Source organism: unidentified bacterial endosymbiont, assembly GCF_918797525.1.
Classification (GTDB): Bacteria; Pseudomonadota; Gammaproteobacteria; order Enterobacterales; family Enterobacteriaceae; genus Enterobacter.
Map to the genome: position 1 here is coordinate 2,513,099 of NZ_OU963893.1, position 25,100 is coordinate 2,538,198.

At 52.7% G+C, this 25,100-nt stretch carries 19 protein-coding genes and 2 pseudogenes; 8 read left to right on the plus strand and 13 right to left on the minus strand.

The genetic code is table 11. From position 1 onward, the window contains the following. Positions 1 to 2: 2 nt before the first annotated feature. The 7 genes from NL510_RS11945 to NL510_RS11975 form a co-directional block, all read right to left on the minus strand. Positions 3 to 740 carry a fimbrial biogenesis chaperone gene (locus NL510_RS11945; RefSeq protein WP_253376895.1) on the minus strand — a complete coding sequence of 246 codons (738 nt, stop codon included), beginning with the start codon at positions 738 to 740 and terminating at the stop codon, positions 3 to 5. A 242-nt stretch (positions 741 to 982) separates the two neighbouring features. Further along, complete coding sequence (gene zinT, locus NL510_RS11950; RefSeq protein ID WP_253376917.1) at positions 983 to 1,624, minus strand: metal-binding protein ZinT; 642 nt, start codon at positions 1,622 to 1,624, stop codon at positions 983 to 985. 504 nt (positions 1,625 to 2,128) lie between these two features. Continuing rightward, entirely contained in the window at positions 2,129 to 4,204 is a 2,076-nt protein-coding gene (glgX, locus tag NL510_RS11955) for a glycogen debranching protein GlgX (RefSeq protein WP_253376919.1), read from the minus strand. A gap of 2 nt (positions 4,205 to 4,206) precedes the next feature. After that, on the minus strand, positions 4,207 to 6,687 hold the full coding sequence (treY, locus tag NL510_RS11960; RefSeq protein ID WP_253376921.1) for a malto-oligosyltrehalose synthase: 2,481 nt from the start codon (positions 6,685 to 6,687) through the stop codon (positions 4,207 to 4,209). Then, on the minus strand, positions 6,684 to 8,471 hold the full coding sequence (gene treZ / locus NL510_RS11965) for a malto-oligosyltrehalose trehalohydrolase (RefSeq protein ID WP_253376923.1): 1,788 nt from the start codon (positions 8,469 to 8,471) through the stop codon (positions 6,684 to 6,686). Before treZ ends, treY begins: the two co-directional genes overlap by 4 nt. A gap of 189 nt (positions 8,472 to 8,660) precedes the next feature. Continuing rightward, positions 8,661 to 9,584 carry a heparin lyase I family protein gene (locus tag NL510_RS11970; RefSeq protein ID WP_253376930.1) on the minus strand — a complete coding sequence of 308 codons (924 nt, stop codon included), beginning with the start codon at positions 9,582 to 9,584 and terminating at the stop codon, positions 8,661 to 8,663. Between the two features lie 193 nt (positions 9,585 to 9,777). Then, the gene (locus NL510_RS11975) at positions 9,778 to 10,662 is read right to left on the minus strand and encodes a LysR substrate-binding domain-containing protein (protein WP_253376932.1); all 885 of its coding nucleotides are present in this window, start codon (positions 10,660 to 10,662) and stop codon (positions 9,778 to 9,780) included. Positions 10,663 to 10,773: 111 nt separating this feature from the next. Between NL510_RS11975 and NL510_RS11980 the strand changes: the two genes are divergently transcribed. From NL510_RS11980 to NL510_RS11990, 3 genes are all read left to right on the plus strand, one after another. Next, on the plus strand, positions 10,774 to 12,261 hold the full coding sequence (locus tag NL510_RS11980; protein ID WP_253376934.1) for a UbiD family decarboxylase: 1,488 nt from the start codon (positions 10,774 to 10,776) through the stop codon (positions 12,259 to 12,261). A gap of 129 nt (positions 12,262 to 12,390) precedes the next feature. After that, the gene (locus NL510_RS11985; protein ID WP_253376936.1) at positions 12,391 to 12,666 is read left to right on the plus strand and encodes a VF530 family protein; all 276 of its coding nucleotides are present in this window, start codon (positions 12,391 to 12,393) and stop codon (positions 12,664 to 12,666) included. Positions 12,667 to 12,673: 7 nt separating this feature from the next. Further along, positions 12,674 to 13,966, plus strand: a complete 1,293-nt coding sequence (locus tag NL510_RS11990) for a glycoside hydrolase family 10-like protein (protein WP_253376938.1) — start codon at positions 12,674 to 12,676, stop codon at positions 13,964 to 13,966. A gap of 41 nt (positions 13,967 to 14,007) precedes the next feature. On the opposite strand, the gene dsbG is transcribed toward NL510_RS11990, so the two are convergent. The 5 genes and pseudogenes from dsbG to NL510_RS12015 all read right to left on the minus strand — a co-directional run bounded on the left by dsbG (position 14,008) and on the right by NL510_RS12015 (position 19,121). Then, complete coding sequence (dsbG, locus tag NL510_RS11995; RefSeq protein WP_253376939.1) at positions 14,008 to 14,766, minus strand: thiol:disulfide interchange protein DsbG; 759 nt, start codon at positions 14,764 to 14,766, stop codon at positions 14,008 to 14,010. Between the two features lie 55 nt (positions 14,767 to 14,821). Next, a pseudogene (locus tag NL510_RS12000) lies at positions 14,822 to 16,034 on the minus strand (diguanylate phosphodiesterase). A 92-nt stretch (positions 16,035 to 16,126) separates the two neighbouring features. Then, on the minus strand, positions 16,127 to 17,608 hold the full coding sequence (locus tag NL510_RS12005) for an alpha/beta hydrolase (RefSeq protein ID WP_253376941.1): 1,482 nt from the start codon (positions 17,606 to 17,608) through the stop codon (positions 16,127 to 16,129). A gap of 127 nt (positions 17,609 to 17,735) precedes the next feature. After that, positions 17,736 to 18,164, minus strand: a complete 429-nt coding sequence (locus NL510_RS12010) for an OsmC family protein (protein ID WP_253376942.1) — start codon at positions 18,162 to 18,164, stop codon at positions 17,736 to 17,738. 75 nt (positions 18,165 to 18,239) lie between these two features. Continuing rightward, complete coding sequence (locus NL510_RS12015; RefSeq protein ID WP_253376951.1) at positions 18,240 to 19,121, minus strand: LysR family transcriptional regulator; 882 nt, start codon at positions 19,119 to 19,121, stop codon at positions 18,240 to 18,242. A gap of 111 nt (positions 19,122 to 19,232) precedes the next feature. Here NL510_RS12015 and NL510_RS12020 point away from each other — a divergent pair, with 111 nt between their 5' ends. From NL510_RS12020 to NL510_RS12040, 5 genes and pseudogenes are all read left to right on the plus strand, one after another. Next, the gene (locus NL510_RS12020; protein ID WP_253376953.1) at positions 19,233 to 20,084 is read left to right on the plus strand and encodes a Vmh family MBL fold metallo-hydrolase; all 852 of its coding nucleotides are present in this window, start codon (positions 19,233 to 19,235) and stop codon (positions 20,082 to 20,084) included. 51 nt (positions 20,085 to 20,135) lie between these two features. Next, a complete protein-coding gene (locus NL510_RS12025) occupies positions 20,136 to 20,657 on the plus strand; it encodes a VOC family protein (RefSeq protein ID WP_253376955.1) in 522 nt (173 codons plus the stop codon). A gap of 140 nt (positions 20,658 to 20,797) precedes the next feature. Further along, positions 20,798 to 21,013, plus strand: coding sequence for a biofilm-dependent modulation protein (bdm, locus tag NL510_RS12030; protein WP_253376964.1), 216 nt, complete (start codon positions 20,798 to 20,800; stop codon positions 21,011 to 21,013). Between the two features lie 95 nt (positions 21,014 to 21,108). Continuing rightward, entirely contained in the window at positions 21,109 to 21,246 is a 138-nt protein-coding gene (sra, locus tag NL510_RS12035; protein WP_253376966.1) for a stationary-phase-induced ribosome-associated protein, read from the plus strand. A gap of 175 nt (positions 21,247 to 21,421) precedes the next feature. Further along, positions 21,422 to 23,120 (plus strand): annotated as a pseudogene (locus NL510_RS12040) (NAD-dependent malic enzyme). 41 nt (positions 23,121 to 23,161) lie between these two features. On the opposite strand, the gene NL510_RS12045 reads toward NL510_RS12040, so the two are convergent. Then, a complete protein-coding gene (locus tag NL510_RS12045) occupies positions 23,162 to 25,096 on the minus strand; it encodes a heparinase II/III domain-containing protein (protein WP_253376984.1) in 1,935 nt (644 codons plus the stop codon). Positions 25,097 to 25,100: the final 4 nt, after the last annotated feature.

Here is a 25,100-nt window from a genome sequence, read left to right on the forward strand (position 1 = left end):
ATTTATAAGGAAACGGTCTTTGCTTGAGAAATCTGTCCCTGGTCACCTAATGTTTGCCATGTAAGAGTATGAACACTGCCCGGGGCTGGAAAAGACATATTGCCAAAGGGATCCAACATGGAATTGACCGGCATTTTGATTTTTACGCCATTAATAGCCAGCGAATATAAGGTCACAAAATAGGCCGTGGGGTTATTCACGACGAGGTTAGATCCGCTCTGTTTGTAAGTTAACTGTTGCCCTGCCGCGTCGGCGAGCGCGCCTTCAAGGCTGGATGGGCGATAGAACAGCTTCATTGAGGAGTCAACCGAGATCATCAAACTGCTTTTTTTGTCTTTTACCTTGCCGGGAATGGCCTTCACGTTAAGGTAAAACACCGACTCTCTGTCCTGTGGTAAGGGTAAACTTTCCGTTTTGACAATATTTAATACATAGGATTCATCAGCCTCAATTTTAAATAAAGGAGGAGTCACAATGAAGGGGATTTTCTTTACTGTATCGTTCTTAACTGAAGCTGATTTTTTTGAGGCCTGGCCAGGCGGCGTATACACTGAAATCCATGACTGAACCAGATAGGGGTTTTTATCCCGGTTTTTAACGTTTATTGATAAACTGTCATCAGACGCGCCATAGACAAAACGCGTGCCCCCCAGAGTTATTGATGCTAAAGCTGATTGTTGCGTCATGAAAGATACAGAAATAACAAATGCAAGGGTCAGCAATTGTTTATAGCATTGCATAATAACTCCTGGAAATATTAACACTTAAATTATGTTGATAAAAATAGCCCCAGTCGAATAACCGCTTATATTTTCGACTCAGGGCTTTATCAACAAAGAGATAGTTTATTTAGCAGGGGTTAATGTTATAAAATCCATGAATTAAGACGAAGAGCAATTTTACACACCGAAGAGATACAGATGAGATACAGTACGGGCAGAATTGAAAGGCCGGGAAGGCACAATGCCACCCGGCGTAACCATTAGTGATGTAGCATTTCCTCCACCACCTGCTCCCTGAACATCTCGTTCGGGTAATAGGTCGGCCAGTTATCCATCTCTTTCAGCAGGGCCTCGTGCGAGGTATTACCCATAAAGAGATGGAAGTGGGCAGACGCTTTCGGCGCGATGGTATGATCGCTGAACTGAACAAATTTCGGCGCTTTGCTGTCTGCATCCTTACACTCGAAGAGATAACGTACGCCCTTTTTCCCCGACGCATAGGTCAGGATTTTGAAGCCGCTATAGTCATAATGGCAGCTTGTTACTGTATCACCGGTGTGGAATTCCATGACATTATTTTCAATGCCGATCGCCTCTACATTCGTCTTATAACCCGCACGATAGTAGGCTTTAACCTTATCAAAGGATTTGCTTTTATCCTTTTCGACTTTCTTTTTAAACACCGGATCCAGCGAGCCATCAAGCAGGAATGGATAGACCGACTGCCAGGTGCCGTCCCAGTCCGACAGTTCTCTGTCCTTAACGTCCTTGTCTTCAAAAACGCCGTTAGCCGCCTTCTGTTCCGCTTCGGTCATCTGATGTCCGTGCGAGTGGGCAAACAGCGGGCCGCTCACCAGCAACGCCCCCAGAGTCATTGCAAATTTTCCAATATGTGCCGCCAAAACATAACCCTCGTCCGTTTATAAGAATACAAATGTTATAGTATAACATATTAAATCGCAACCAATCCGCGTACGCACTCCTGCGCCCTGTTTTCACCGCGTCCTCGCTCAATAATCTGTGTGCTAACATTCGCCTGTCAGCCAGGAGAGGGGGTTAAGGGTGAGTAAACGTAATAATTAATCACATAACGGCCGCGCAAACGGGAAACCATGCTTCATCACAGTCAGGAAATATCACTGGACGACATCTATTTCCGGTTTGTCAGCCACTATCATCCGTTCCACTGGCAGCATCCCTGAATGACATACCGTCCCAGGGGGAACTGAACAGGTTGTAATCCCTGCGTCCTGGGATATTCCAGGCGTGGAGACGGTTAATTTTGGGGGATTGAAATGAAATCAGATATTTATAATTTACTTACTAAACCATTGAGCGGGGCAGCGCCGGACCGGGGATTGCTGCCGGGCAATAATACGAAGACCCGGCAGCGGCATCAGTGTAGGTTATGGCCGTCTGAATAACGTGATGCTTCTTCCGGCCAGCACATAATCCACGGCATGGGTAATAACGGCTCCAGCAGCGTTATCATCAGCCGTAGATAACTCAAGCACCCAACCTTTGTCACCCGTCTGCGGGATCTGGAACGGCACAGCACCGTCGAACGGATTAAACAGCATTAGCACATCGTGCCAGATGCCCTCCTCCTGTTTAAGATCCGCCCTGCTGATAGAGACGCCAAGCGTTGACCCCTCATCCCACTGTTCAGACTGCTGTGGCCCGCCTCCGGCGTTAAACCAGCGGATCTCTAGCCCGTCACGCCAGCTTTCCCTGCGCAGCAAGGGCTGCCGGGCACGAAGGGCAATTAAACGCCGGGTAAATTCGCGAAGCGCACTGTCGTTTTCAGACAAGCCTTGCCAGTTAATCCATGAGATCTCGCTGTCCTGGCAATAGCCGTTGTTATTGCCTTTTTGCGTCCGACCAAATTCATCCCCCGCCAGCAGCATCGGTGTACCGTGGGAGAGTAGCAGCGTGGTCAGGAAATTACGTTTCTGCCGTTCGCGGGTGGCAAGGATATCCTCATTTTCCGTCGGCCCTTCCTCACCATAATTATAAGAACGGTTATCGTTATGCCCGTCGTTATTCCCTTCGCCATTGTCGGCATTATGCTTCTCGTTGTATGACACAAGGTCATTGAGCGTGAAGCCGTCATGGGCGGTAATGAAATTGACGCTTGCCCAGGGGCGACGTCCGCGCAGATCGTACAAATCGCCGGAGCCAAGCAGGCGGGCGGCGAAGTCGGTTGAGACATTATCCCCCTTCCAGTATTCACGCACGGTATCACGGTATTTATCGTTCCATTCGCCCCATCCTGGTGGGAATCCGCCCACCTGGTACCCGCCCGGGCCGATATCCCAGGGTTCCCCGATAAGCTTGAGTCTGGATAACAGCGGATCCTGGCTTATCGCATCAAAAAAGCCACCACGCGGATCGAACCCTTCCGGCTCGCGACCCAGAATTGTCCCGAGATCGAAACGAAAGCCGTCAATATGCATGGATTCGGCCCAGTAGCGTAGGGAGTCCATCACCATCTGTAGCACCCTCGGGTGCGAAGTGTTAACCGTATTTCCCGTACCGGTATCGTTGATGTAGTAACGATGCTGGTCCGGCAAGGTACGGTAATAGCAGAAGTTATCAATACCTTTGAACGAGAGCGTGGGTCCCAGCTCGTTGCCTTCCGCCGTGTGGTTATACACCACGTCCAGAATCACTTCGATGCCCGCATCGTGATAGGCGCGCACCATATCGCGAACCCCCTGAATCCCCGCCGGACCGTAATAACGCGATGCCGGGGCAAAAAAGCCGAGCGTGTTGTACCCCCAGAAATTCTTCATCCCCCGATCAAGCAGGTGTTGATCGTCCGGGAACCAGTGGATCGGAAGCAGTTCGACCGAGGTAATCCCCAGGCTTTTGATATAGTCCACCGACGCTTTATGGCCCATACCTTCGAAAGTGCCGCGCAGTTCGGGCGGGATCGCCGGATTGAGCTGGGTGAACCCTTTGACGTGGCTTTCGTAGACCAGGGTATTTGGCCAGGCGACGTTTGGCCGGTTGTTATCCTGCCAGTCGAAAGCATTTGGGTCGATGACCTTACACTTAGGCGTGAACGGCGCGCTGTCGCGTGTATCAAAGCTCAGATCTTTATCGTCATGCCCTAACGCATAGCCAAAATGCGCCTCGTTCCAGTCGATATCCCCCACCAGTTCACGGGCATAGGGGTCAATGAGCAGCTTATGCGCATTAAAACGATGACCGTTCTCTGGATCGTAAGGCCCGTACACGCGATAGCCATATAACGCACCGGGTTTCAGGTCAGGCACGTAACCATGCCAGACTTCATGAGTATATTCCGGTAGCTCCAGACGGATGATTTCGTTTTTACCCGCAGCATCGTACAGACAGAGTTCCACTCGCTCTGCATGCGCCGAAAAAAGCGCAAAATTGACGCCTTTGCCGTCGTAATTCGCCCCTAACTGCTGGCCATGACCGGCCCGGATTTCAAATGCGTTACCCTTTGTCATAGTTATTCTCCACCTTCATCGCAGGTTATCAGTACCCGTACGTATCCCTTGTCTGACGTGAGATCCAGCGTCTCTGGCAGCGTACGCCTTTCCCCGCTGAAGACGTCCCGAAAGCGTTTCCCGACCAGCTCTTTGGGCAGGGTGACCGTGGTGTTGACCCACAGTTGTTCACTTGACGTCACGTCAAACATCAGTCGCGGCACCGCCACAACCAGCGCCTGTTGGTCTTTCACGCGGGCATAGACAATCAGGTTATCTTCGCGTTCACCGGTTACTTTTAACGGTAACCAGTCGCCATAGGCAAACAGCGCCGGATAGTGCGGCCTGAGCCGCAACAGCGTGGCGGTGACATACTGCTTCACGCTACCGTCCCGCCAGCACTGCTCATCATCAAATACGCGCCGATCCGCCGTGGCAAGTTGCTGCACCAGCGCAGTAAAGTCCGGTTCAAGGCGGTTATCCGGATCTACCAGGCTAAAGTTCAGCGCTTCGCTACCCTGATAGATGTCCGGTACGCCCGGGGCGGTGAGTTTGAGCACCGTCTGGCTAAGGCTGTTCATCAACCCCGCGCGAATAAATGGCTGCAACGAATCGCTGAAATCCTGCAGGAACAGGGTATTGTCCGGCGACAGCAGATGTCGGACATAGTCCATCACCACGTTCTCGTAGCTTTCGTTGCTGTCAATCCAGTCGGTACGCTGTTTGGCCTCGCGCAGGGCCTTTTCGATGAAACCGAGGAAACGCGCTTCGAGTGACTCAAGCCCTTGCCGATCGTCCGGTGACAAGGTTGCAGGCCAGACCCCAGCCAGCGCCTGATAAATCATCCAGCTATCGGCGGCGTTTGGCGCGGTGCCGTCGTTGAGGAACCTCACTCGGGTCTGGTTCATTTGCCGCCAGCGTGCCAGGCACTGCTCCCACTGTTCCGGCGCTTCGGTCAGGGTATACAAACGCGCCCGGGCATCTTCTCCGCGTTTGGTGTCATGGGTCGAGGTGCCTAACAGCGCGTCGGGCTGACGGGCCAGACGGATGCGCATCTCCTGGTGAAAACGGGATACCGAAAAGCTGCGCGGTACCGGGTCGGCCCCTACTTCATTTAACGCAAGTTCGAGGTTATGGCGAAAGAACAGCGTATCTTCTACGGATTTGGCCATAAGCGGGCCGGTGAGCTGTTGAAAGCGAGTTCTGAACAGGGCGGCGGTCTCCCGATCATGCTCGGGCAGATCGCCGGTCAGGATACGCACGATCAGGGTCAGCGCGGCTTCAGAGGTGTTTACGCTCGTAACCACCTGATTAAGCAAAGCGACATCGGGTGCGGTTAACCCCTCGCGGGTCCCGTAGGTACGGTAAACCGGGAAGGCGATCAGCAGTTCGCGCAACGCATGGCGAATCTCCTGCGTGGGCACATCAAGGTTATTGCGCCGCGCCAGTTCGCTGGCGAGCGTCAACAGGGTAGTAAATTCGCCTTCAAAGTTGCGGTCGGTCATCAACGCTTTGGCATCACGTAGTTCAGCGAGGCGGTCCACGGTTTCACCCAGCGTCTGGTCATGGACTTTTTCAAGATGTTCCAGATTGTTGTCGTCTACCAGCACCTGGGCCAGCGAGGCGATGAACTCATAGCCCGTGGTGCCCGATACCGGCCATTCGGGCGGAAGCTGTTCCCCCTTCGCCAGGATCTTCTCGACCGTGATGTAGCACTCGTCACCCGCCGCCTGGCGCAAACGCTGTAAGTATTCCAGCGGATCCGCGAGGCCGTCGATATGGTCGATGCGTAAACCATCGACAATGCCCGCGTGGACCAGTTCGAGGATCAGGCGGTGCGTCTCCTCAAACACCGTCTCATCTTCCACTCTTAATCCGACCAGACCGGTAATTTCAAAAAAGCGACGCCAGGATAACTGCCTGGACGCTTCTCGCCAGGAGAGTAATCGCCAGCTTTGCGCCTCGTGGATCTCAGCGAGACTTTTGTCCTCGGCGAAGGTGCCTGGATTGAGCGGATAAGCCGCGTCGTAATAAACCAGTGAGGCGCCATCGGTGACACTGTCACGCTCAAGCGTCAATGCCCCCTTTTCCAACTCGGCGTTAAAGCTATCACCCAGGAACGGCAACGTCAGCGGTCGTGACCAGTCGATATCAAAATAGCGGGCATAGCGGCTCTGTTTGCCATGTTCAATCACATCGCGCCACCAGCGATTCTCAAGTGAAGTGGACATATGGTTAGGGACGATGTCCAGAATCAGCCCCAGTCCCGCCTGCTTGAGCGCCGCCGCCAGGCGATTAAAGCCTTCACGACCGCCAATCGCCGGGTCGATTTCATTTGGGTCAGTGACATCATAGCCGTGGGTTGAATCCGTCGTTGCGGTAAAAATGGGTGACGCGTAAAGATGGCTGATGCCGAGGTCCTTAAAATACGGCACCAGGTCAATGACCCTGTCGAACGTCATGCCGTTGCGAAACTGAATACGGTAGGTGGCGGTAGGGATCATAACGGCGCATCTCCATTAGCAAAACGAATAACGATGCTGTTCGCAGGCAAAATGTCATCAACTTCCGGCCACGCAAAGAGCGTTTCGCCAGCCAGCTCTGGCAACACAACGGGGCTGTGGCTGATATTAAGCGCCAGCGACAACGTTCCGCCCGAAAACTGCCACCGCACGGCCACGACGCCCGGCGCGGTATGCATGATGTCGCCGTCCGCAGTACCGCCCGCACGCAGTAGCGGCACGATATAGCGGTGTCGCAACTCAAGCAGCTTACGGGTGAGCCGCAGCCACGTTTTGCCCTCTTCCGTGGCGATGCGATCCCAGTTAAGTTTGGAGTGGTTAAAGGTATTCACATCATTGGGATCCGGCACGGATTCACCGTGCCCGGCATAGCCCGTAAACTCTTTCGCACGTCCTTCCCGCACGGCGCTGGCGAGTTTGCCGTGAAAATCGGTAAAGAACAGAAACGGATGCGTTTCACCGTACTCTTCTCCCATAAACAGCAACGGAATATGGGGTGAAAGCAGCAGCGCTATAAGCAGCACCCTTGTCTTATCTGCCCCGGCCAGGGTGATTAACCGGTCCCCCTGAGCACGGTTACCCGTCTGATCGTGGTTCTGGATAAAATCGACAAAGAACTGTGGTGGCTGGGTATGGCAATCAACCCCTCTGGGCTCTCCGCTCTGAGGGGATATTTCGCCCTGGTAGACAAAACCATCGCTGAGCGCTCTGGCAAATTTCTGCTCAGGCTGATGCGCAAAATCCTGATAGTAGGCGTGGGTTTCGCCGGTCGCAAAGACATGCGCAGCGTTGTGAAAATCATCATTCCACTCGGCGGTAAAAAGTGGCGTTTCGCCGTGCTCATCCCGTGGGTGCAGAAAAATGACGTTACGGCTGTCTTCGGTGGTGAGATGGATATGACGATCGGGGATAAACTGACGGATACGCTCAGCGATCTCCTGCAGGATATGTTTGGCCGACGCGTCTTTAATCTGGTCGATGGCGTCAAACCGCAGGCCGTCGAGATGATATTCGGTTAACCAATACAGCGGCGCTTCGATGATATAGGATCTGACGGCGTCGTTTTCATAAGCGATACCGTTACCCCAGGGCGTCTTTCGCTGCGAATCAAAAAAGGCCGGCGACAATAAGGGCAGATAATTTCCCTCCGGGCCAAAGTGGTTAAGCACAATATCCAGCACCACTGAAAGCCCAAGCCCATGCGCAGCGTCGATAAAGGCATGGAACTCTTCCGGCGTTCCGTAGGCTGAGTGCGGCGCATACAGCAGCACGCCGTCGTATCCCCATCCCCGCGAGCCACCAAACTGCGACACCGGCATCACTTCCAGTTGGGTCACACCCAGTTCGGCGAGATACGGCAGCTTATCAATAGCCGCCCGGAATGTTCCCTCTGGGGTAAAGGTGCCGATATGCAGTTCATAAATAATGGTCTCTTCCCATGCGCGCCCTTTCCAGCCACGGTTAGCATGCAGATATCGGCTGGAATCAATGACGATAGAGGGGCCGTTTACATCCCCTTTTTGCGCGCGCGAGGCCGGGTCGGGGACTGCCATACCATCCTGCAAAACGAACTGGTACGCCGTGCCGTGCCTGATGCCCGGCACGTCAACCTGATACCAGCCGTCTCCGGCCGCCATCATCTGAATATCATTTTCTGGCAGACGCAGCGTCATATCGTTTTGCCCTTCAGCCCAGACGCGAAAACGCACAACGTCACTGGAAATAAACTCAGCCCCCCACTGCTTTTGAAATGTCCTGAATTCCATTCATCGTCCTCGATTGATCCACATTTTATGCGTAACGAATTACAAGCTTAGACCAGGAATGTGAGTGCGGATGTGCGAGAGCGTTATCTTAAACCGGGCATTTAGCCTGCGAGGAGGAGAACGCCCGAGCGGGCGTTCGCTTTTAACCCCAGCGCAAACCAGTCAGTCAGCTCAGTGTGACAGGGAGGATTAGCGTTGTTTCTTATACATAGCAAAGCGATGAATTTCTTTAACGTTATCGAACAGAAAGGAGGTATCCTGAACCCCTTCTTCGTGTTTCTGTTGAGGAACATATATGCCAAACTTACTGTAATGGCTACTGGAATTTTGCGCACCGAATGTCACATGAGTCTCAAATACACTTCGCCCATTAATCGCTACCTGAATATTGGGATGTTTTCTGTTCCAGACTATCCTGATTTTAAAGTTATACCATTCTTGAGGGCAACTGAGCGTCGCTATTTTTTGTCTTAACACACTGCCATGCTCAGAGTTGATGGCAATATGGATCTCTTTCTCATTCTTTAGATGAAGAGAAACCGGAGGCTTGCCTCGCCCGGTAGTCGTCATATTACCGCCGCTCTCTTTTACCTGAAAGAAAATCACACTACGTGCCGCATAACCTGCTCTCATCTGAAACTCATATAAAGAATCAGTATTCATGTTCAACTTATTTCTGTGCGCAAGCTCGACTCTGAAATTCCCTTTGTCTTTTGGCAGATAAAAACGTAATACGCGATCGTCTTTTTTTCCAATCCACAAGCCATTCACAAAAGAGAGAAATTTTTCATCGATGTATCTTTCTTTTTCTTGCTGCCCGGACGGACCTAATTGCGTATAGGTTTTAGTATTAATACTTACACTGTATTTTTTTAAGGAGTTTATGTTGTTAACAAAGGATGTTTTTATACTTTCAAGTTTTCGCCCACGACCATGAGAAATAGGATCATAATACTTATCCCTGTGTGATATTTTGACACAATGGGGGTCCAGACGCCGAATACGTCTTCTATTTTGCATAACGTTGCTCAGATACGCAGGCGTCGAAGCTACAGTACCAGGTGGTTGGTTTACAACTGACGATAAAGAGTACTTACTCAGGGCTGACAGCATTAATTCACCCTTATATAACATTCTGTATTACGGGTCGGTTTTTTTATGTTGAGATTCATATTGGCATTTCAATTAACACTCACACAAGATTCTAAAATACATCTGAAAAATACGTTTTACAAATAAAGAAGAATATAAAACCCTGATGGTGTTCTTTTAGAGTAAAGCCAAATAGTGAAGCTGACGCAGGATGTCAGAGTTGTTCGAGCGCCGTGAGGAATTTTTTCACTACCGCTGAGCGGATGATGTTGTGACAAACCAGCATCAATTGGCTCGGCCTGAGTCGGTCAAGAATATCGACATAAATAACGTTCTCTACGCTTACCGCTTTCGCCGAAGCCGGTAGCAGCGCAATCCCAAACCCCGCCGATACCAGACTGATAACGGTGGGAACGTCGCTTGCGTTTTGTACCACATTGGGCTGAAAGCCTGCGCCGTGGCAGGCATCCCAGAAATATTGCTCCAGCCCCATCCCCTCGGGATCGCGCAGGGAGATCCATTTCTCGTCTATAACAGATGCGAGCGTAAGCGCGGTGGAGTCTGCGAGTGGATGGTGGGCATAGACCGCGAGCACTGTTTTCTCAGCGCTAAAGGGGCGGCTTTGGAGACAGTCTGGCAGCAACGGAAGCGGCGCACGAATGATAGCAACATCCAGTTGATTGCTCTGTACAGCGGCGTACAGCGTTTGAACATTTCCCGTCATCAGTGAAATGGTTACAGCCGGCCAGCGCGCGTGCGTTTGGCGTAGCAGCGTTGGCAGTTTGCTATCGAACATCGCGCTCGACACGCATCCGAGGTTAAGTACCCCCTGCTCACCTCTTGCCGTCTGCCGGGCATCCAGAATAGCCTGCTCGGTCATGGCGATAGCCATTCTGGACTTACTGAGAAATGCCTCGCCGGCAGGCGTTAGCGTTAAACGGCGGTTTGCCCGGCTGAAAAGGATCACGCCGAGACGTTCCTCAAGGGTTTTAATCTGCTGGCTTAAGGCCGGTTGCGCCATATTCAAACGCTCTGCGGCGCGGTGCATGTGGAGTTCTTCCGCAACAGTAATAAAATTTCGCATCAGTCGGAACTGCATAACTCCCCCCTATTATTAATAATAAAAAAATTATCAATAATGCATTAATGATGCAATTGATCGTATCGATCATTCGACTAAAAATGGAGTCATTGATTCGAAGGAGGAAGAATGGAAAACCCCATTAACGATCTCAGAAGTGCCATCGCCTTACTGCAGCGTCACGACGGCCAGTATATTGAAACCAACCACCCGGTTGACCCGAACGCTGAACTGGCGGGTGTATATCGCCACATCGGTGCGGGAGGAACGGTAAAAAGACCTACCCGCATTGGCCCGGCCATGATGTTTAACACCGTCAAAGGTTACCCCGATTCCCGAATTCTTGTCGGTATGCATGCCAGTCGTGAACGGGCGGCTCTGTTGCTGGGCTGCGAGCCTTCAAAACTGGCACAGCACGTGGGCCAGGCGGTAAAAAATCCGCTCGCCCCCGTTGTCGTTCCGGCTGCTCAGGCCCCCTGTCAGGAGCAGGTATTTTATGCAGACGATCCTGATTTTGATCTGCGTAAACTTCTGCCGGCACCGACCAACACGCCTGTCGATGCCGGCCCGTTTTTCTGCCTCGGACTGGTGCTGGCAAGCGATCCGCAAGACGCTTCTCTTACCGACGTCACGATCCACCGTCTCTGCGTCCAGGAGCGTGATGAACTCTCTATGTTTCTTGCCGCCGGTCGCCATATCGAAGTGTTCCGCAAAAAAGCCGAAGATGCCGGAAAACCGCTGCCGGTCACTATTAACATGGGGCTGGATCCGGCTATTTACATTGGAGCCTGTTTCGAAGCACCAACCACGCCATTTGGTTACAATGAACTGGGTGTTGCAGGCGCATTACGCCAGCAACCCGTAGAACTGGTTCAGGGGGTGGCCGTACAGGAAAAAGCGATTGCGCGCGCTGAGATCATTATCGAAGGCGAGCTTCTGCCTGGGGTACGCGTAAGAGAAGATCAACATACCAACACCGGACACGCGATGCCGGAATTCCCCGGTTATTGCGGCGAGGCAAACCCTTCCTTACCCGTCATTAAGGTGAAAGCCGTTACTATGCGTCAGCAGGCGATCCTGCAAACGCTGGTGGGTCCAGGCGAAGAGCATACCACCCTCGCTGGTTTGCCAACCGAGGCCAGTATCCGCAACGCCGTTGAGGAAGCTATTCCCGGTTTTCTGCAAAATGTGTACGCGCATACCGCTGGTGGAGGTAAGTTCCTCGGCATTTTGCAGGTCAAAAAACGCCAGCCGTCAGATGAAGGCCGTCAGGGACAGGCGGCGCTTATTGCGCTAGCCACCTACTCTGAACTCAAGAACATCATACTCGTCGACGAAGATGTGGATATTTTTGACAGTGATGACATTCTTTGGGCGATGACAACCCGGATGCAGGGCGATGTCAGTATTACCCATCTTCCCGGTATTCGCGGTCATCAGTTGGATCCCTCTCAGACGTCGGATTACAGTCACTCGATTCGCGCAAATGGCATTTCCTGCAAGACCCTATTCGACTGTACTGTACCATGGGCGTTGAAATCCCGGTTTGAACGCGCCCCGTTTATGGACGTTGACCCAACCCCGTGGGCACCGACGTTATTCGCCGCTAAAAAATAACCGTATGTCGATCCAGGCCCCATCGATACGGGGCCTTCCCATAAACGGGATGCCATTGCCGCATCTCCTGCTTTCTTGTACCCTTTCACCGTTTATCCCACCCACAAAAAATGAGACAACCGAAGGCCTATGAGTACACCCGGTTCTAAAGATCCTCTGCATGGCGTGACGCTTGAAATGCAGGTTAACGCCCTTGTTGCGCGATATGGCTGGAGCGAGTTGGGCGAGCGGATCAAAATTAACTGCTTCCGACAAGACCCAAGCGTAAAGTCGAGCCTGAAATTCCTGCGCCGTACCCCGTGGGCACGTGCGGAAGTTGAAGCTCTGTACCTTGATTCCCTGGAAGATGACGGCGTTGAGCCTGCCTTTAATCCCTGGGCCACGAGCCGTATTATCAAGAGCTAAAACGCCCATGACGCAACATCTAAAACGGATGGGTGCGCTGGTGGGCTGTGCACTTTTACTGGCCAGTTGCGCCTCAAAGCCACCGAAATCACGCGTTACTCCGCTCCCGACGGCGAGCCATACCGCTCTGCAGGACAACGAACCGATGCGCGGGATCTGGCTGGCGACCGTCTCCCGGCTCGACTGGCCGCCGGTTTCGTCGCTGAACGCAAGCCGTTCTGAAATGCGCATCGCCCAGCAAAAACAGGCGTTAATAAATAAGCTCGACAAGCTCAACAGTCTCGGTATCAACACCGTCTTTTTCCAGGTCAAACCGGACAGTACGGCGCTTTGGTCGTCAAAAATCCTGCCCTGGTCAGATATGATGACAGGCAATATAGGCCACTATCCGGGATACGATCCGCTGCAATTCATGCTTGATGAAGCGCATAAGCGCGGGATAAAAGTGCACGCCTGGTTCAATCCCTATCGCGTCTCAACAAATACCAAACCCTCGACCATTGCCGCACTTAACCGCACTTCGTCGTTGCACCCTTCCAGCGTTTATGTCCAGCATCCGGAGTGGGTTCGCGTCTCTGGCGATCGTTTCGTCCTCGACCCAGGTATTCCACAGGTGCGAGACTGGATAACCCAGGTCGTCACTGAAGTCGTGGCGAACTATCCGATAGACGGCGTGCAGTTTGATGACTATTTTTATGCTGAATCGCCGGGTTCTGCGCTGAATGATGCGCAAACCTTCAGACAGTACGGACAGGGATTTACCTCAAAAGCCGACTGGCGCAGACATAATACACATCAGCTAATTGTGCAGGTTTCAAGAGCGATCAAACAGACTAAACCCGACGTTGAATTCGGCGTCAGCCCCGTTGGCGTCTGGCGCAACCGCTCGTTCGACCCGGCGGGCTCGGATACTCGCGGGTCCGCCGCGTATGATGAATCCTACGCCGATACCCGCCAATGGGTGCAGCAGGGCCTGTTGGATTATATCGCGCCACAGATTTACTGGCCTTTCGCCCGGGATGCGGCGCGTTATGACGTGCTAACCAAATGGTGGGCCGAGCTGGTGCAACCGACTCATACCCGCCTGTACATCGGCATTGCACTCTACAAGATAGGCGAGCCGTCGAAAAATGAGCCGGACTGGACGGTAGATGGCGGTGTGCCGGAGCTGAAAAAGCAGCTCGATCTCAACGATTCGCTGCCCGGCGTGGATGGCACGATTTTGTTCCGCGAAGATTATCTCAACCAGCCGCAGACTCAGGAAGCGGTTAACTACCTGAGAAATCGCTGGGGACGTTAAGCCCCGTACTCCGGCAGACACGCCAGTTCTGCCGGAGAGTGTTACGGCTTCGGCCCGAACATGGCCTCAAGCTGCTTCTCGTTCGGCATGCCCACCACCTGTTGCAGCTCGTTTTGTTCATTCAGGTAGTAAATCGCTGGAGTGGCACTGGCCCCCAGACTGTCCATCAATGTCTGATGATTTTGCACTATTTCAACCGTCTCTCGTGAGGCTGTACCTTCTGCTTGCGGCCGTTTTTTGCCGCCAGAGAGTTCATACTCTCTCCAGGCTGTAACGGGGTCTTTCGCATTCAGGATCGCGGCGGCGTTACGTCCGCTAGCGGGGTTCAGAAAAGCCACTAACAGGGTGTTAAGCTGAACCTTACCGGCTTTTACCCATGGCTGAGCTTCCGCCCAAAAGGCCTTACAATACGGGCAGAATGGATCGGCGAAGACAAACACTTTACGCGGAGCATTCTCCGCTCCCTCTTTCAACGGATGCGCAGCATTGAGTTTTTTCCACATTTCGCGTCCCATCGGGGCATAGATCTCTTTCTGAAAATAGGCCTCACTGATGTTTTTTCCTTTTTCATCATATAGATAGCCTGACACAACATGCTTTCCGTCCGGGGTTAAGAAGAGCGTCACGCCCATGTCCTGGTACTGGCCCAGCCAGCCAGGGGCGCCCCCGGGAGCATCGATTTGCTTAATGATAGTGATATTCTGCTGCTGGCTAACATTCTTCACGACATCAGGAATAGCCCCGTCGGATTGCGCCAGTCCCGACGCGGCCAGCAGGGTAAGTAACAGTAATTTTTTCATTGCAGCATCATCCTTTAGCGTTGTTCAGGTTCGTCGCCGGGAAAAGCGAAATGCGCTAACGCGCCATGTGAGGCCAGTTGATCGCGCCCACGCCGTTGAGCTGCGGACGGGCAAACAAAAACCCCTGGAAGCGGCGAATACCGGCGGACTCCAGCCAGCACCACTCTTCCATCTTCTCAATACCTTCCGCCACCAGCGAGATTTCCAGGTCGGTGCAACAGCTGACGATAGACCTTACAATCGCCTGCTTCGGCCCGCTAAGGTGAATATCGCTGACAATCTCTCGATCGATTTTGATCTTATCCGGCTGAAATTTGGTGAGCAGCGACAGCCCGGCGTACCCCGACCCGAAATCATCAATCGCCAGGCCAATGCCTTCCGCGCGCAACTGCTTGATGGCGCTGTTAAACTTGTTGAATCCGGAAATCATTTCGTTTTCGGTCACTTCAATGACTACCTGCTCTGGCAGCAGACCGTTGAGTTTGATCTGATTGACCAGAAACTCCACCGCGCCGGGCACATTCACCAGCGACATTGGCAGGAGATTGATCGCAATTTTATGCCCGCCAATCCCCAGCGCCTTCGCCAGGGCGAAGGCATAGGCTTTGGTCTGCAGATCGACTTCGTAAATCGTGTTCTGATCAAGGGTATTAAAAAAATGCTCCGGGCTGCCGCCATCGTTGCCGCGGATCAGGGCTTCGAGGGAACTGATTTTGCCTTCTGTGGGTTCGACAATCGGCTGGAGTGCAAACTGGCATGATTGATTGGCAATCAGCCCAACGCCTTCGCCAAACGGCGGGGTTTTCACGCGAAAGCGTCCATTTTTTGGCATCAAAGATAGTTCCAGAGTGATCGTTTCTTTTACCCGTTATGAACGTCTGAATAAACTTGAATACCCGGTCGTCGGAAGTCAGATAGCTTTCCAGTTTACTGTAGTGCAGTACGGACTGCAGAACCTCTTTCGCTGATTTCACCTGCAGATCGAACAGCAGCATCCCCACGTTCTCAAAACGTCTGCGTGGACCGTAGTCACGCATCAGTTCAACGACCCCACTGTGGCGCCTGTCATCACGGATCTTATTGAACAGCTTCACGACGCTCTCTTCCGTGCCTTCCAGAATTTGCAGGACCTCGCGACCGTTAGAAAGCAAAATACCGGTGATATTAAGCCCCGTATTACGGATCCTGGCGCGCTCCACTAACGTCCCCAATTGCGCGGATCGGCAGGATAAATTTAGCTGGCTTCGATAAATAATAGTGGTCAGCACAGATAAAGGTCCTGATATGAGGTATGCGGCTGGAAGTACTGTAAGCATACTTTAACAACCTGAACTAATACATAACTCATGCAAATCTTTCGTCACTCTTTACTAACGCCGATACGTGCGTCTATTCGCTCCTGCATATAGTCGTAGAACGGGTTCGACGTCACCCGCATCAACGCCTCTTTCCCTACGCTTAATACCGAGGTCTCTCCCCATAGCGCAATGGTTCCAAGGCTGATGCCGTAGCGGTTTTTCACTGCGGGCTGTCGCCCATACAGGTCGTCATCAGGCGCAAAGGGTATGGCAACGTGTGAGAGAGAATAGACCTCTTGCGGATAAGTCAGCCCTAACGGCTCAAGCGTCATGTGCGTACTGCCCGCAGGGGTGGTTTTCGCGACCGCTGCAAAACTATCTGCCCTGGCGTTGGTAATAACGGTGACACTGTAACGTCTTAGCGATACCGGCAGCAGTTCTGAGAGCGCCGTCCACGACGATGGCCTGAACAGGGGCCGGAAACTCGCGGCCTGGTTGATATCAAAGACCACCAGTTCACTGCCGTTTGCCGGCAGTTGATCGAACAGCTCCGTCACGACAGCGCGGGTGGTGACCGTCGAGTCCATCACCGACTGAAACGCCAGCACCGGCGGCAACCGCGTTAGCCGGTTTTCCCGCGCATCGCGGCTGAGCTGCTGCTGCAGGGCCTGCGTTAACAGCCATGACTGGCGCGCCGCATTGACAGGAAACGAATTGTATTTATAGGGATTATATTCAGGCGTGATATTCAGCCACGCCGCTTTGGCAAAGGCCGGTAATAACGCAGGCAGCCCGGCGAATCCGGCAAAACGGGCGAACGCGGTGACCCCAATCATCGGTGACAGGAGGATCACCTGCTGCGGTTCACGCAGTTCTGGGGCGTCGAGCGCATCAAGGGCATATTTCATCGCCAGCGCCCCGCCATTGGAGTAGCCAACCAGATGGAGCGGCACATTATCTCCCGCCAGACGAGTCGCTTCGCGAACGCCCAGACGAGTAGCCGCCAGCCACATTTCCCAGTCAACTTTCGTGAGCGCGCCAGGCGCCGTTCCATGGCCTGGCAGGCGGGGCACCACGGCGACATAACCGCGCTGCTGATAATCACGCGCGATGTGTCTGACGCTGTACGGCGAGTCGGTCAGCCCGTGGAGCAGCACTACCGCCCCACGCGGCTTTCCCTGGGGGATCAGCACAAATGAACGGTTTGCATCCGGCGAAAATTGTCCGGGCCATACCAGGCTCTGACGATAATAGCGGTTCAGCGGGGTACGCTGTTCCCCTTCCGTTTTCGCCGTGACCTGCCGCTCAAGATCGGCGAAAATTGCGCTCTCACGGGAGAGGTACTGCGCAAAATCCGCCTTATCCATCTCCTTTACCGACATCTCATTTGCGCGCCACGTGTGCCAACGATGCAGCTCCGGCCCCTGTTGCGAGAGATATACCCGTACTGCAAGGAGTACAATCAGCACGATCCCCAAAACCATCGCAATTTTCTTGATGAAATAGATCAGCCGTACGCTGATACGCCAGGGCAAATTTGCCATGCCGCTATCCCTTTATTATTTACAGTGTTTATAGCTTAACAAAAAATGTGGCGGGAATGACCTGTCCTCACGCGCGGGCTATTTTTACCGTTCAAGAGGGATAGCCGGGCTGGCACCCGGCTTTGGTTTAGTTCAGTTTATAATCCAGCGTGATTTCCGCTTTCAATACCTGTGAAACCGGGCAACCGACCTTGGCTTTTTGGATGATGCCATCAAACTGCTGCGGGTCGATGCCTGGCACCGTGACCTTACTTTGCAGCGCAATTTTGCTGATGGCAAAACCGCTGTCGGTTTTGTCCAGCGAGACATCTGCGGTTGTATCGATGGCATCCGCAGTGTAGCCCGCTTCCCCGAGCATCAGTGACAACGCCATCGAAAAACAGGCCGCGTGCGCCGCGCCAATTAACTCTTCGGGGTTGGTCCCCTTTGCACCTTCGAAGCGGGTATTAAAGCCGTAAGGTTGTTGGTCAAGGACACCACTCTCTGTAGAGACTGTCCCTTTCCCGCGCTTAATATCGCCAGACCAGTGTGCCGAACCGTGCTTATGAATCGTCATTTTTGCTCTCCTTTTGGCTTACAAAGGGTTAAGTATAGGACGTGTATTTGATTCTGCCGGTAAGACAGACGAGTCTTAACCTTCACCAAGATAGTGGGCCAGCGCGTCCAGGAATACCCGCTGTGCTGCCGGCTGATAATCTCGTGACTGATAAATGCCAAAAATAGCGATCGGTTTGGGGGTCAGTTCATGGAGTACAGGCACCAGTTCACCCCGTGACAGCGCCTCATGTGCCTCGCGCGCCGGTAACATAGCGATACCGCAATGGTTTATGGCGGCGTCCATTAATAAAGAGGAAATGCTCGCGCTCAAATTACCGCTCACTACCACTGACGCGACCGTCCCTTCCGGGGTTACGAAAGACCATGACTGACCAGCGAAGAAGCTGTAGTGCAGGCAGTTATGGTTAGCCAACGCTTCCACGGTTTCAGGGGCACCCTTCTTTGCCAGATAGCGCGGTGAGGCGCAGAGTACGGAACGACATACCCCGAGCCTGCGCGCAATCATGCCGGGTTCAGGGTTATCCGTAATACGGATCGCCACATCAATGCGCTCTCCCACCAGGCTCACCGGATGATTGTTCACCTCCAGCTCGATACGCAGTTGCGGATAACGTAAGAGTAATTCCGGCAAAACAGGACCAATCATATGCATGGCGGTAAAATGCGCGCAGGCGACGCGCAACGTGCCGGTGGGCATATCGTTTGCCGACTGGTCTTCAATCTCCTGCGAAATTTGCGAGAGCGTACGTGTTTTCAGCAACACCTTCTCCCCGGCGGCAGTCAGCGTCAGCATTCGTGTGGAGCGGTTCACCAGCCGTGTACCGGCCCATTTTTCCATCTGCTCAAGATAACGGCTGACCATCGGGCGAGAAATTCCCAGCGCACGGGCCGCCGCGCTCAGGCTCCCCAGTTCACAAATACGGTTATAAACCTGAGCGGCAATAACACGATCCATACCACACTCCATTTGCTCAATTCCTGAAACAAAGCATGTCTTGTTTCAGGAATTCTGGCAAATGAAGAGTGCCGTACAATAGAGACTTTCCTGACTGACTGAGACAAAAAAATGAAAATCACCCGCGTTGCACTCCTGAGCACCCTTTTCACCCCAGCCGTTTTTGCGGCTCCGTTAACCATTGATACCTATAACCCACAGGGAAATGGCATTTTTGCCGTTTCATCCACCCTGGTATCCGGCCCGAAAGAAGCGGTGCTGTTTGACGCGCAGTTCAGCGTAAAAGATGGGCAAGCGCTGGTGGATAAAATCCGTAAAAGCGGTAAAACGCTTAATAAAATTGTGATTACCTCTGGCGATCCGGACTTTTATTTTGGCCTGCAGCCGTTGGTTAGCGCCTTCCCGAATGCCGAGGTGGTTGCGACACAACAGGTTGTTGACCATATCAAGGCGACTAAGGACGCTAAACTTGCCTTCTGGGGCCCGCAGATGAAGGACGGCGCGCCCACCAGGCTGGTCGTCCCGCAGGTTATTGCCTCCACCACGTTTACGGTTGATGGCGAGAAAATCGAGATCGCACAGGCTGACAAATACGCGGCGTACGTATGGATCCCCTCAGCAAAAACGATCCTCGGTGGGACCGGCGTCTCCTGGGGCATTCACGTCTGGACAGCAGACACCCAAACGCCCGCACGTCGTCAGCAGTGGCAGCAAACCCTGGCGCGCATGGCGGGGCTTAAACCTGAGCGCGTGATCCCGGGTCACTACCTTGGGACCCCGCCTGCAGGAACCGGCGCTATCGATTTCACCCGTGAATATCTTGAGCGTTTTGAACAGGCATTGTCTGAGCATAAAGAGGCGTCAGGTGTAATTGCTGACATGAAAAAACAGTATCCCGATTTAGCAGAAGTGAGTTCGCTGGAGCTTAGCGCCAAAGTCAATACCGGCGAAATGAAGTGGTAACAGGCTGACTATCTCCTGCTATATTTTATATTTTTATAGCAGGAGGTAATCATGATTTCTGCCGTCAGAGGCATTGACCATATTGGCATTACGGTGCCGAACATTGAAGACGCAACCCTATTTTTTAAGCAGGCGTTTGGCGCGCAGGTTTTATACCATTCGGTTGATGCCGAAAGTGATGATATCGATCACGACGCCCAGCAGCATACCCTGCGATTATTCCCGGGCACTAAAATTCGCGCCATCCGCATGCTGGCATTACCGAATGGCCCGGGCATAGAGCTTTTTGAAATGCATGGCCCGGAACAGGGCATGCCTGCCCGCGCCAGTGATTTTGGCCTCCAGCATTTTGCCCTGTATGTTGATGATTTTGAATCGGCTATCACCGCGTTCACGCGTGCTGGCGGCGAAATATTTACCGAGCCTGAACCATTGTCTTTTCCGGCTGAACGCGGCGCCGGGAATGCCTTCTGCTATGGGCAAACGCCCTGGGGCAGCATTATAGAGTTGATCTCCTGGCCCACGCCGATGCCTTTCGAAAAAGAGACAAATTTACGTCGCTGGAAACCTTAATTAAAAAAGTGTGCTATGGAATATTATATTTTTATTTCCAGGACAAATCTGAACCACAACGGTTAAATTATTTGTCACTCTGGTTGCGAATTAAATTTTTGCAAGCCGTAACATTAAACAAATAACGACACGGAGGCAGTATGTTTACATATTACCCGGCTAATACTTCAGCAGCCCAACCAGAACTGGTTAACGCGATTGCACAAGGTCTGCACGCTGAGCACGGTGCAGTGACTGAAGATGACATTTTGATGGAACTGACCAGGTGGGTGGAAGCCACCGATAATGACATCCTCAGTGACATTTACCAGCAGACCATTAACTATGTTGTCAGCGGGCAAAACGCCCCCCTGTAAAAATCTGCTATGCTGGATCTGCAACCTAAGGGGTTACATTTCGTTTGCGTAAGCGAACTTGTCCTTAAAACTATCCACAGGATTGAGGAGTAAATATGAAATCGAACCGTCAGGCACGCCACATTCTGGGGCTGAACTACAAGCTTTCAAACCAACGCAAAGTGGTGATTGAAGGCGAAAGCGAAACGCAAGTCACCCACGCCACTGGCAGGAAACGCGCTGCCGGCAAGTAAGTTCCAGGAAAAGATCCTCAACGCCATCGGCACATCCGATGGCGTTTTTGTTTCTGTGTTGCGGTAATTACTCTTCAGCTCCTCTATACTACTCCCCGACCGCACCCGCAACACCGGCCAGAAAGATGACAAACAGCGGTGTCAGGGACGGATCTTCAAAAAAAGAGTGAGTGACATGGACAACAAACTGAAAAAACATCGTTCCTTATATATTCCGTACGCCGGACCGGTTTTACTTGAATTCCCCCTCCTGAACAAAGGCAGCGCCTTTAGTATGGAAGAGCGCAGCAGCTTTAACCTGCTGGGCCTGCTGCCTGAAGTGGTTGAAACCATTGAAGAACAGGCAGAGCGAGCCTGGATACAATACCAGGGCTTTAAAACCGAAATCGACAAGCATATCTACCTGCGCAACATTCAGGATACCAACGAAACCCTCTTCTACCGCCTGGTGCAAAATCATCTCGAAGAGATGATGCCGGTGATTTATACCCCAACCGTTGGCGCGGCCTGCGAGCGTTTCTCCGAGATTTACCGTCGCTCCCGGGGCGTATTCATCTCTTATCAGAACCGCCATAACATGGATGACATTCTGCAGAATGTCTCTAACCACAATATCAAAGTGATCGTCGTCACCGACGGCGAACGTATTTTAGGCCTCGGCGATCAGGGTATTGGTGGGATGGGCATTCCCATCGGTAAGTTGTCTTTGTATACCGCCTGCGGCGGTATCAGCCCTGCCTACACTCTGCCAGTAGTGCTCGATGTCGGCACGAACAACCAGCAGCTCCTGACCGACCCGCTGTACATGGGCTGGCGTCATCCACGCATTACTGACGACGAGTATTATCAGTTTGTTGATGATTTTATCCAGGCTGTAAAACATCGCTGGCCGGACGTTCTGCTGCAGTTTGAAGATTTTGCGCAAAAAAAACGCCATGCCGTTGCTGAACCGCTATCGCGATGAGATCTGCTCGTTTAATGATGACATTCAGGGGACTGCGGCTGTGACCGTGGGCACGTTGATTGCGGCCAGTCGCGCTGCGGGCAGCCAGTTGAGCTACCAGAAAATTGTCTTTCTCGGCGCGGGTTCTGCAGGCTGTGGCATTGCCGAGCAAATCATCGCCCAGACCCAGCGCGAAGGCCTGAGCGAAGAGCTGGCGCGCTCGCGCGTGTTTATGGTTGACCGCTTTGGTCTGCTGACCGACGCCATGCCGAACCTGCTGCCGTTCCAGACCAAACTGGTGCAAAAGCGCGAGAGCCTTAAAAACTGGGATACCGACAATGACGTGCTCTCCCTGCTGGATGTGGTGCGCAACGTCAAGCCGGATATCCTGATCGGGGTGTCAGGACAAACCGGTCTCTTCACCGAGGAGATCATTCGTGAGATGCATAAATACTGCGAACGTCCTATCGTGATGCCGCTGTCTAACCCAACCTCGCGCGTGGAAGCCACGCCTCAGGACATCATTGCCTGGACGGAAGGCAACGCCCTGGTTGCAACCGGCAGTCCGTTTGATCCGGTGGTGTGGAAAGACAAGCTCTACCCAATTGCCCAGTGCAACAACTCCTATATCTTCCCGGGAATTGGTCTGGGTGTTATCGCATCGGGCGCATCGCGTATCACCGACGAAATGTTGATGTCCGCGAGTGAGACGCTGGCGGGCCACTCTCCGCTGGTCAACGATGGCGAAGGCCTGGTGCTGCCGGAGCTGAAAGATATTCAGAAAGTGTCCCGCGCTATCGCCTTTGCGGTAGGTAAAATGGCGCAGCAGCAAGGTGTGGCGGTGAATACCTCTGCCGATGCATTGCAGCAGGCCATTGACGACAACTACTGGATGCCGGAATACCGTAACTATCGTCGGACGTCAATTTAACATCCCCCTCTTCCCACCGGGAAGAGGGAACGCCGTACTCTCTAGATGAAACTGAGAAAATAAGTCTCTGCGTGATTAACCGTAACCCGAATGCCACCCTCCTCGTTTTTTACGTCAATATCATTGAGACCGGAGAAATCCGTCACGGTAACGTGAACAACGCGTTTATCCTCAGAGCGCATAATCAGGTATTCAACGTCAGAGGTTGAGGGATTATCAGGCCCCTTGCCCTGAAAGAGTTGGGTCTCTCCCGGCGACCAGGACCAGGTACAAAATCGCCCCGTGCCGTACCAGGTATGTTTAATCACACCGTGCACGGCTTCGGCGTCTCCCACCACTATTCCGGGATGTAATCTTTTATCATACGTTCTCTGAATGGCCGGCTGGGCGTCAATAAGATATGACGTATCTACTGTCTGTCCATGCGGGTTATCGACAACTCGCATATCCATCAGCAGGTCATTTACAACGCTGATTGAACGACGAAATACGATATCTTGATATGCCGCCTCATCCCATTCCACCCGCGTCTTGCTGTCCGGCAGGACAGAGGCCGCTCTCCAGTCCACCTCGACAATCAGCCGCGTTAATGCATCATCGCGGAAGAAAGAGAGCACCCGCGGTATCGCTGGCGGCTGGTTTTTACCCTGCACGCACAGCGTATTGTGTGAATACGTATTTTTGTAATAACCATAATGCAGCGGTGCGCCATAGCCTGTAGTGCCGAGATCCGGGAAGACAGCGTGGCCGTCATGGAACACGCTCAACGCCAGGCTATCGTAGTGATCGTGTTCCCCACCGTAAGGCGTGTGCTTGACGCAAATAGCACGACCTGGCTTATTACGAATAATGGTTATGCCGCTCCTGGGGTCATGTTGCGTACCCTGCGGCGGCTCCAGAACATTGTCCGGCAAGGGCTGGCGATAAAACAGCGCGTCGACGCTATCCCGTTGTTGTTTTTCATAAATCAGGTTGAGCAATTGACCATACCGTTCATCTCCGTAAATCCACCAGGCGAACTCATAGACATCAGCATGATTCAGCTTTTCCTGCCCGTTGACGCAGTCGTTTATTTTCGGCAACGTCATATCCGGCATCATCATTTGCAAAGGGATGTTCAGCATCCGCCGGTAATAAGGCTTGTCCAGCAGGCTGTAATCACTCCCGCACGCGAGTTTCTCAAAGGCAAAGAATCCCTGTAGCGCATAAAAGTGATAGTGAAACGAACCTTCAAACCATAGTCCGTCCGGCAGCAGCGCGTGTTCGAGCTGATACGCGAGACCGTATTGGCCCTTTACGGCGAACTCAAGATAGCCATCGTCTTCCAGAACCGCCCCGATAATCGCGATAGCGGCATTAATTTTCACTTCGTGATTGTGGATTTGATTGCAGCGGTGGGCGATCAGGAAATCGGCCCCCGTACGCAGCAGCCTTTCGGCAATATACGCCTGCTCAGCCGTGCTTAAAGCAGACCGAATGATATCGAAACCACGGGCAAAATCGGTATGACAATTGGCTTCGCACAGCGTCTGCGCATTGGCTTTTCCTGGCCCGTTGTAGGGAATGCCACCGTGCTCCTCGTAGTCGGGGTAATAACGGGCATAGCCCAGTAGGATCTCCCGCACTTTGTTTAAATAGCGTACGTCCTCAGTCAAAAGCCAGAGGATCCCCAGCTCATAACTCGCCCTGGCGTTAAGGCCATTGAGCCAGCGCCACCAGGCGCCGTCGTAAGGCTCTCCGGTAAAAATTGCGCCGTCCTGCGGGCAGATATGCTGATGCGGCGAATGGCGATCCCACCTCAGACGTACGCTGTGGACCGGACAAAAAAAGTAGTGATTCCACGTGGCGCAACCAGTTTGCGGTACCAACACCGGGTGATGAATCACCTCCGCGTTATTCTCTATTAATGCCTGGATGATGGCGGGTGTAGCATGTTGCCGCGCCTGACGTACCTGAAGCTCGGTAAATTGTTTCATGTTT

Excerpts from the sequence above, each read along its gene's own strand:
- NL510_RS12010 (WP_253376942.1), bottom strand. The coding sequence starts at position 18,164 with ATGACGATTCATAAGCACGGTTCGGCACACTGGTCTGGCGATATTAAG.
- treZ (WP_253376923.1), bottom strand. The coding sequence starts at position 8,471 with ATGGAATTCAGGACATTTCAAAAGCAGTGGGGGGCTGAGTTTATTTCC.
- glgX (WP_253376919.1), bottom strand. The coding sequence starts at position 4,204 with ATGACAAAGGGTAACGCATTTGAAATCCGGGCCGGTCATGGCCAGCAG.
- bdm (WP_253376964.1), top strand. The coding sequence starts at position 20,798 with ATGTTTACATATTACCCGGCTAATACTTCAGCAGCCCAACCAGAACTG.
- NL510_RS11945 (WP_253376895.1), bottom strand. The coding sequence starts at position 740 with ATGCAATGCTATAAACAATTGCTGACCCTTGCATTTGTTATTTCTGTA.
- treY (WP_253376921.1), bottom strand. The coding sequence starts at position 6,687 with ATGATCCCTACCGCCACCTACCGTATTCAGTTTCGCAACGGCATGACG.
- NL510_RS11970 (WP_253376930.1), bottom strand. The coding sequence starts at position 9,584 with ATGCTGTCAGCCCTGAGTAAGTACTCTTTATCGTCAGTTGTAAACCAA.
- dsbG (WP_253376939.1), bottom strand. The coding sequence starts at position 14,766 with ATGAAAAAATTACTGTTACTTACCCTGCTGGCCGCGTCGGGACTGGCG.
- sra (WP_253376966.1), top strand. The coding sequence starts at position 21,109 with ATGAAATCGAACCGTCAGGCACGCCACATTCTGGGGCTGAACTACAAG.
- NL510_RS11990 (WP_253376938.1), top strand. The coding sequence starts at position 12,674 with ATGACGCAACATCTAAAACGGATGGGTGCGCTGGTGGGCTGTGCACTT.
- NL510_RS11985 (WP_253376936.1), top strand. The coding sequence starts at position 12,391 with ATGAGTACACCCGGTTCTAAAGATCCTCTGCATGGCGTGACGCTTGAA.
- NL510_RS12025 (WP_253376955.1), top strand. The coding sequence starts at position 20,136 with ATGATTTCTGCCGTCAGAGGCATTGACCATATTGGCATTACGGTGCCG.
- NL510_RS11980 (WP_253376934.1), top strand. The coding sequence starts at position 10,774 with ATGGAAAACCCCATTAACGATCTCAGAAGTGCCATCGCCTTACTGCAG.
- NL510_RS12015 (WP_253376951.1), bottom strand. The coding sequence starts at position 19,121 with ATGGATCGTGTTATTGCCGCTCAGGTTTATAACCGTATTTGTGAACTG.
- NL510_RS12045 (WP_253376984.1), bottom strand. The coding sequence starts at position 25,096 with ATGAAACAATTTACCGAGCTTCAGGTACGTCAGGCGCGGCAACATGCT.
- NL510_RS12005 (WP_253376941.1), bottom strand. The coding sequence starts at position 17,608 with ATGGCAAATTTGCCCTGGCGTATCAGCGTACGGCTGATCTATTTCATC.
- NL510_RS12020 (WP_253376953.1), top strand. The coding sequence starts at position 19,233 with ATGAAAATCACCCGCGTTGCACTCCTGAGCACCCTTTTCACCCCAGCC.
- NL510_RS11975 (WP_253376932.1), bottom strand. The coding sequence starts at position 10,662 with ATGCAGTTCCGACTGATGCGAAATTTTATTACTGTTGCGGAAGAACTC.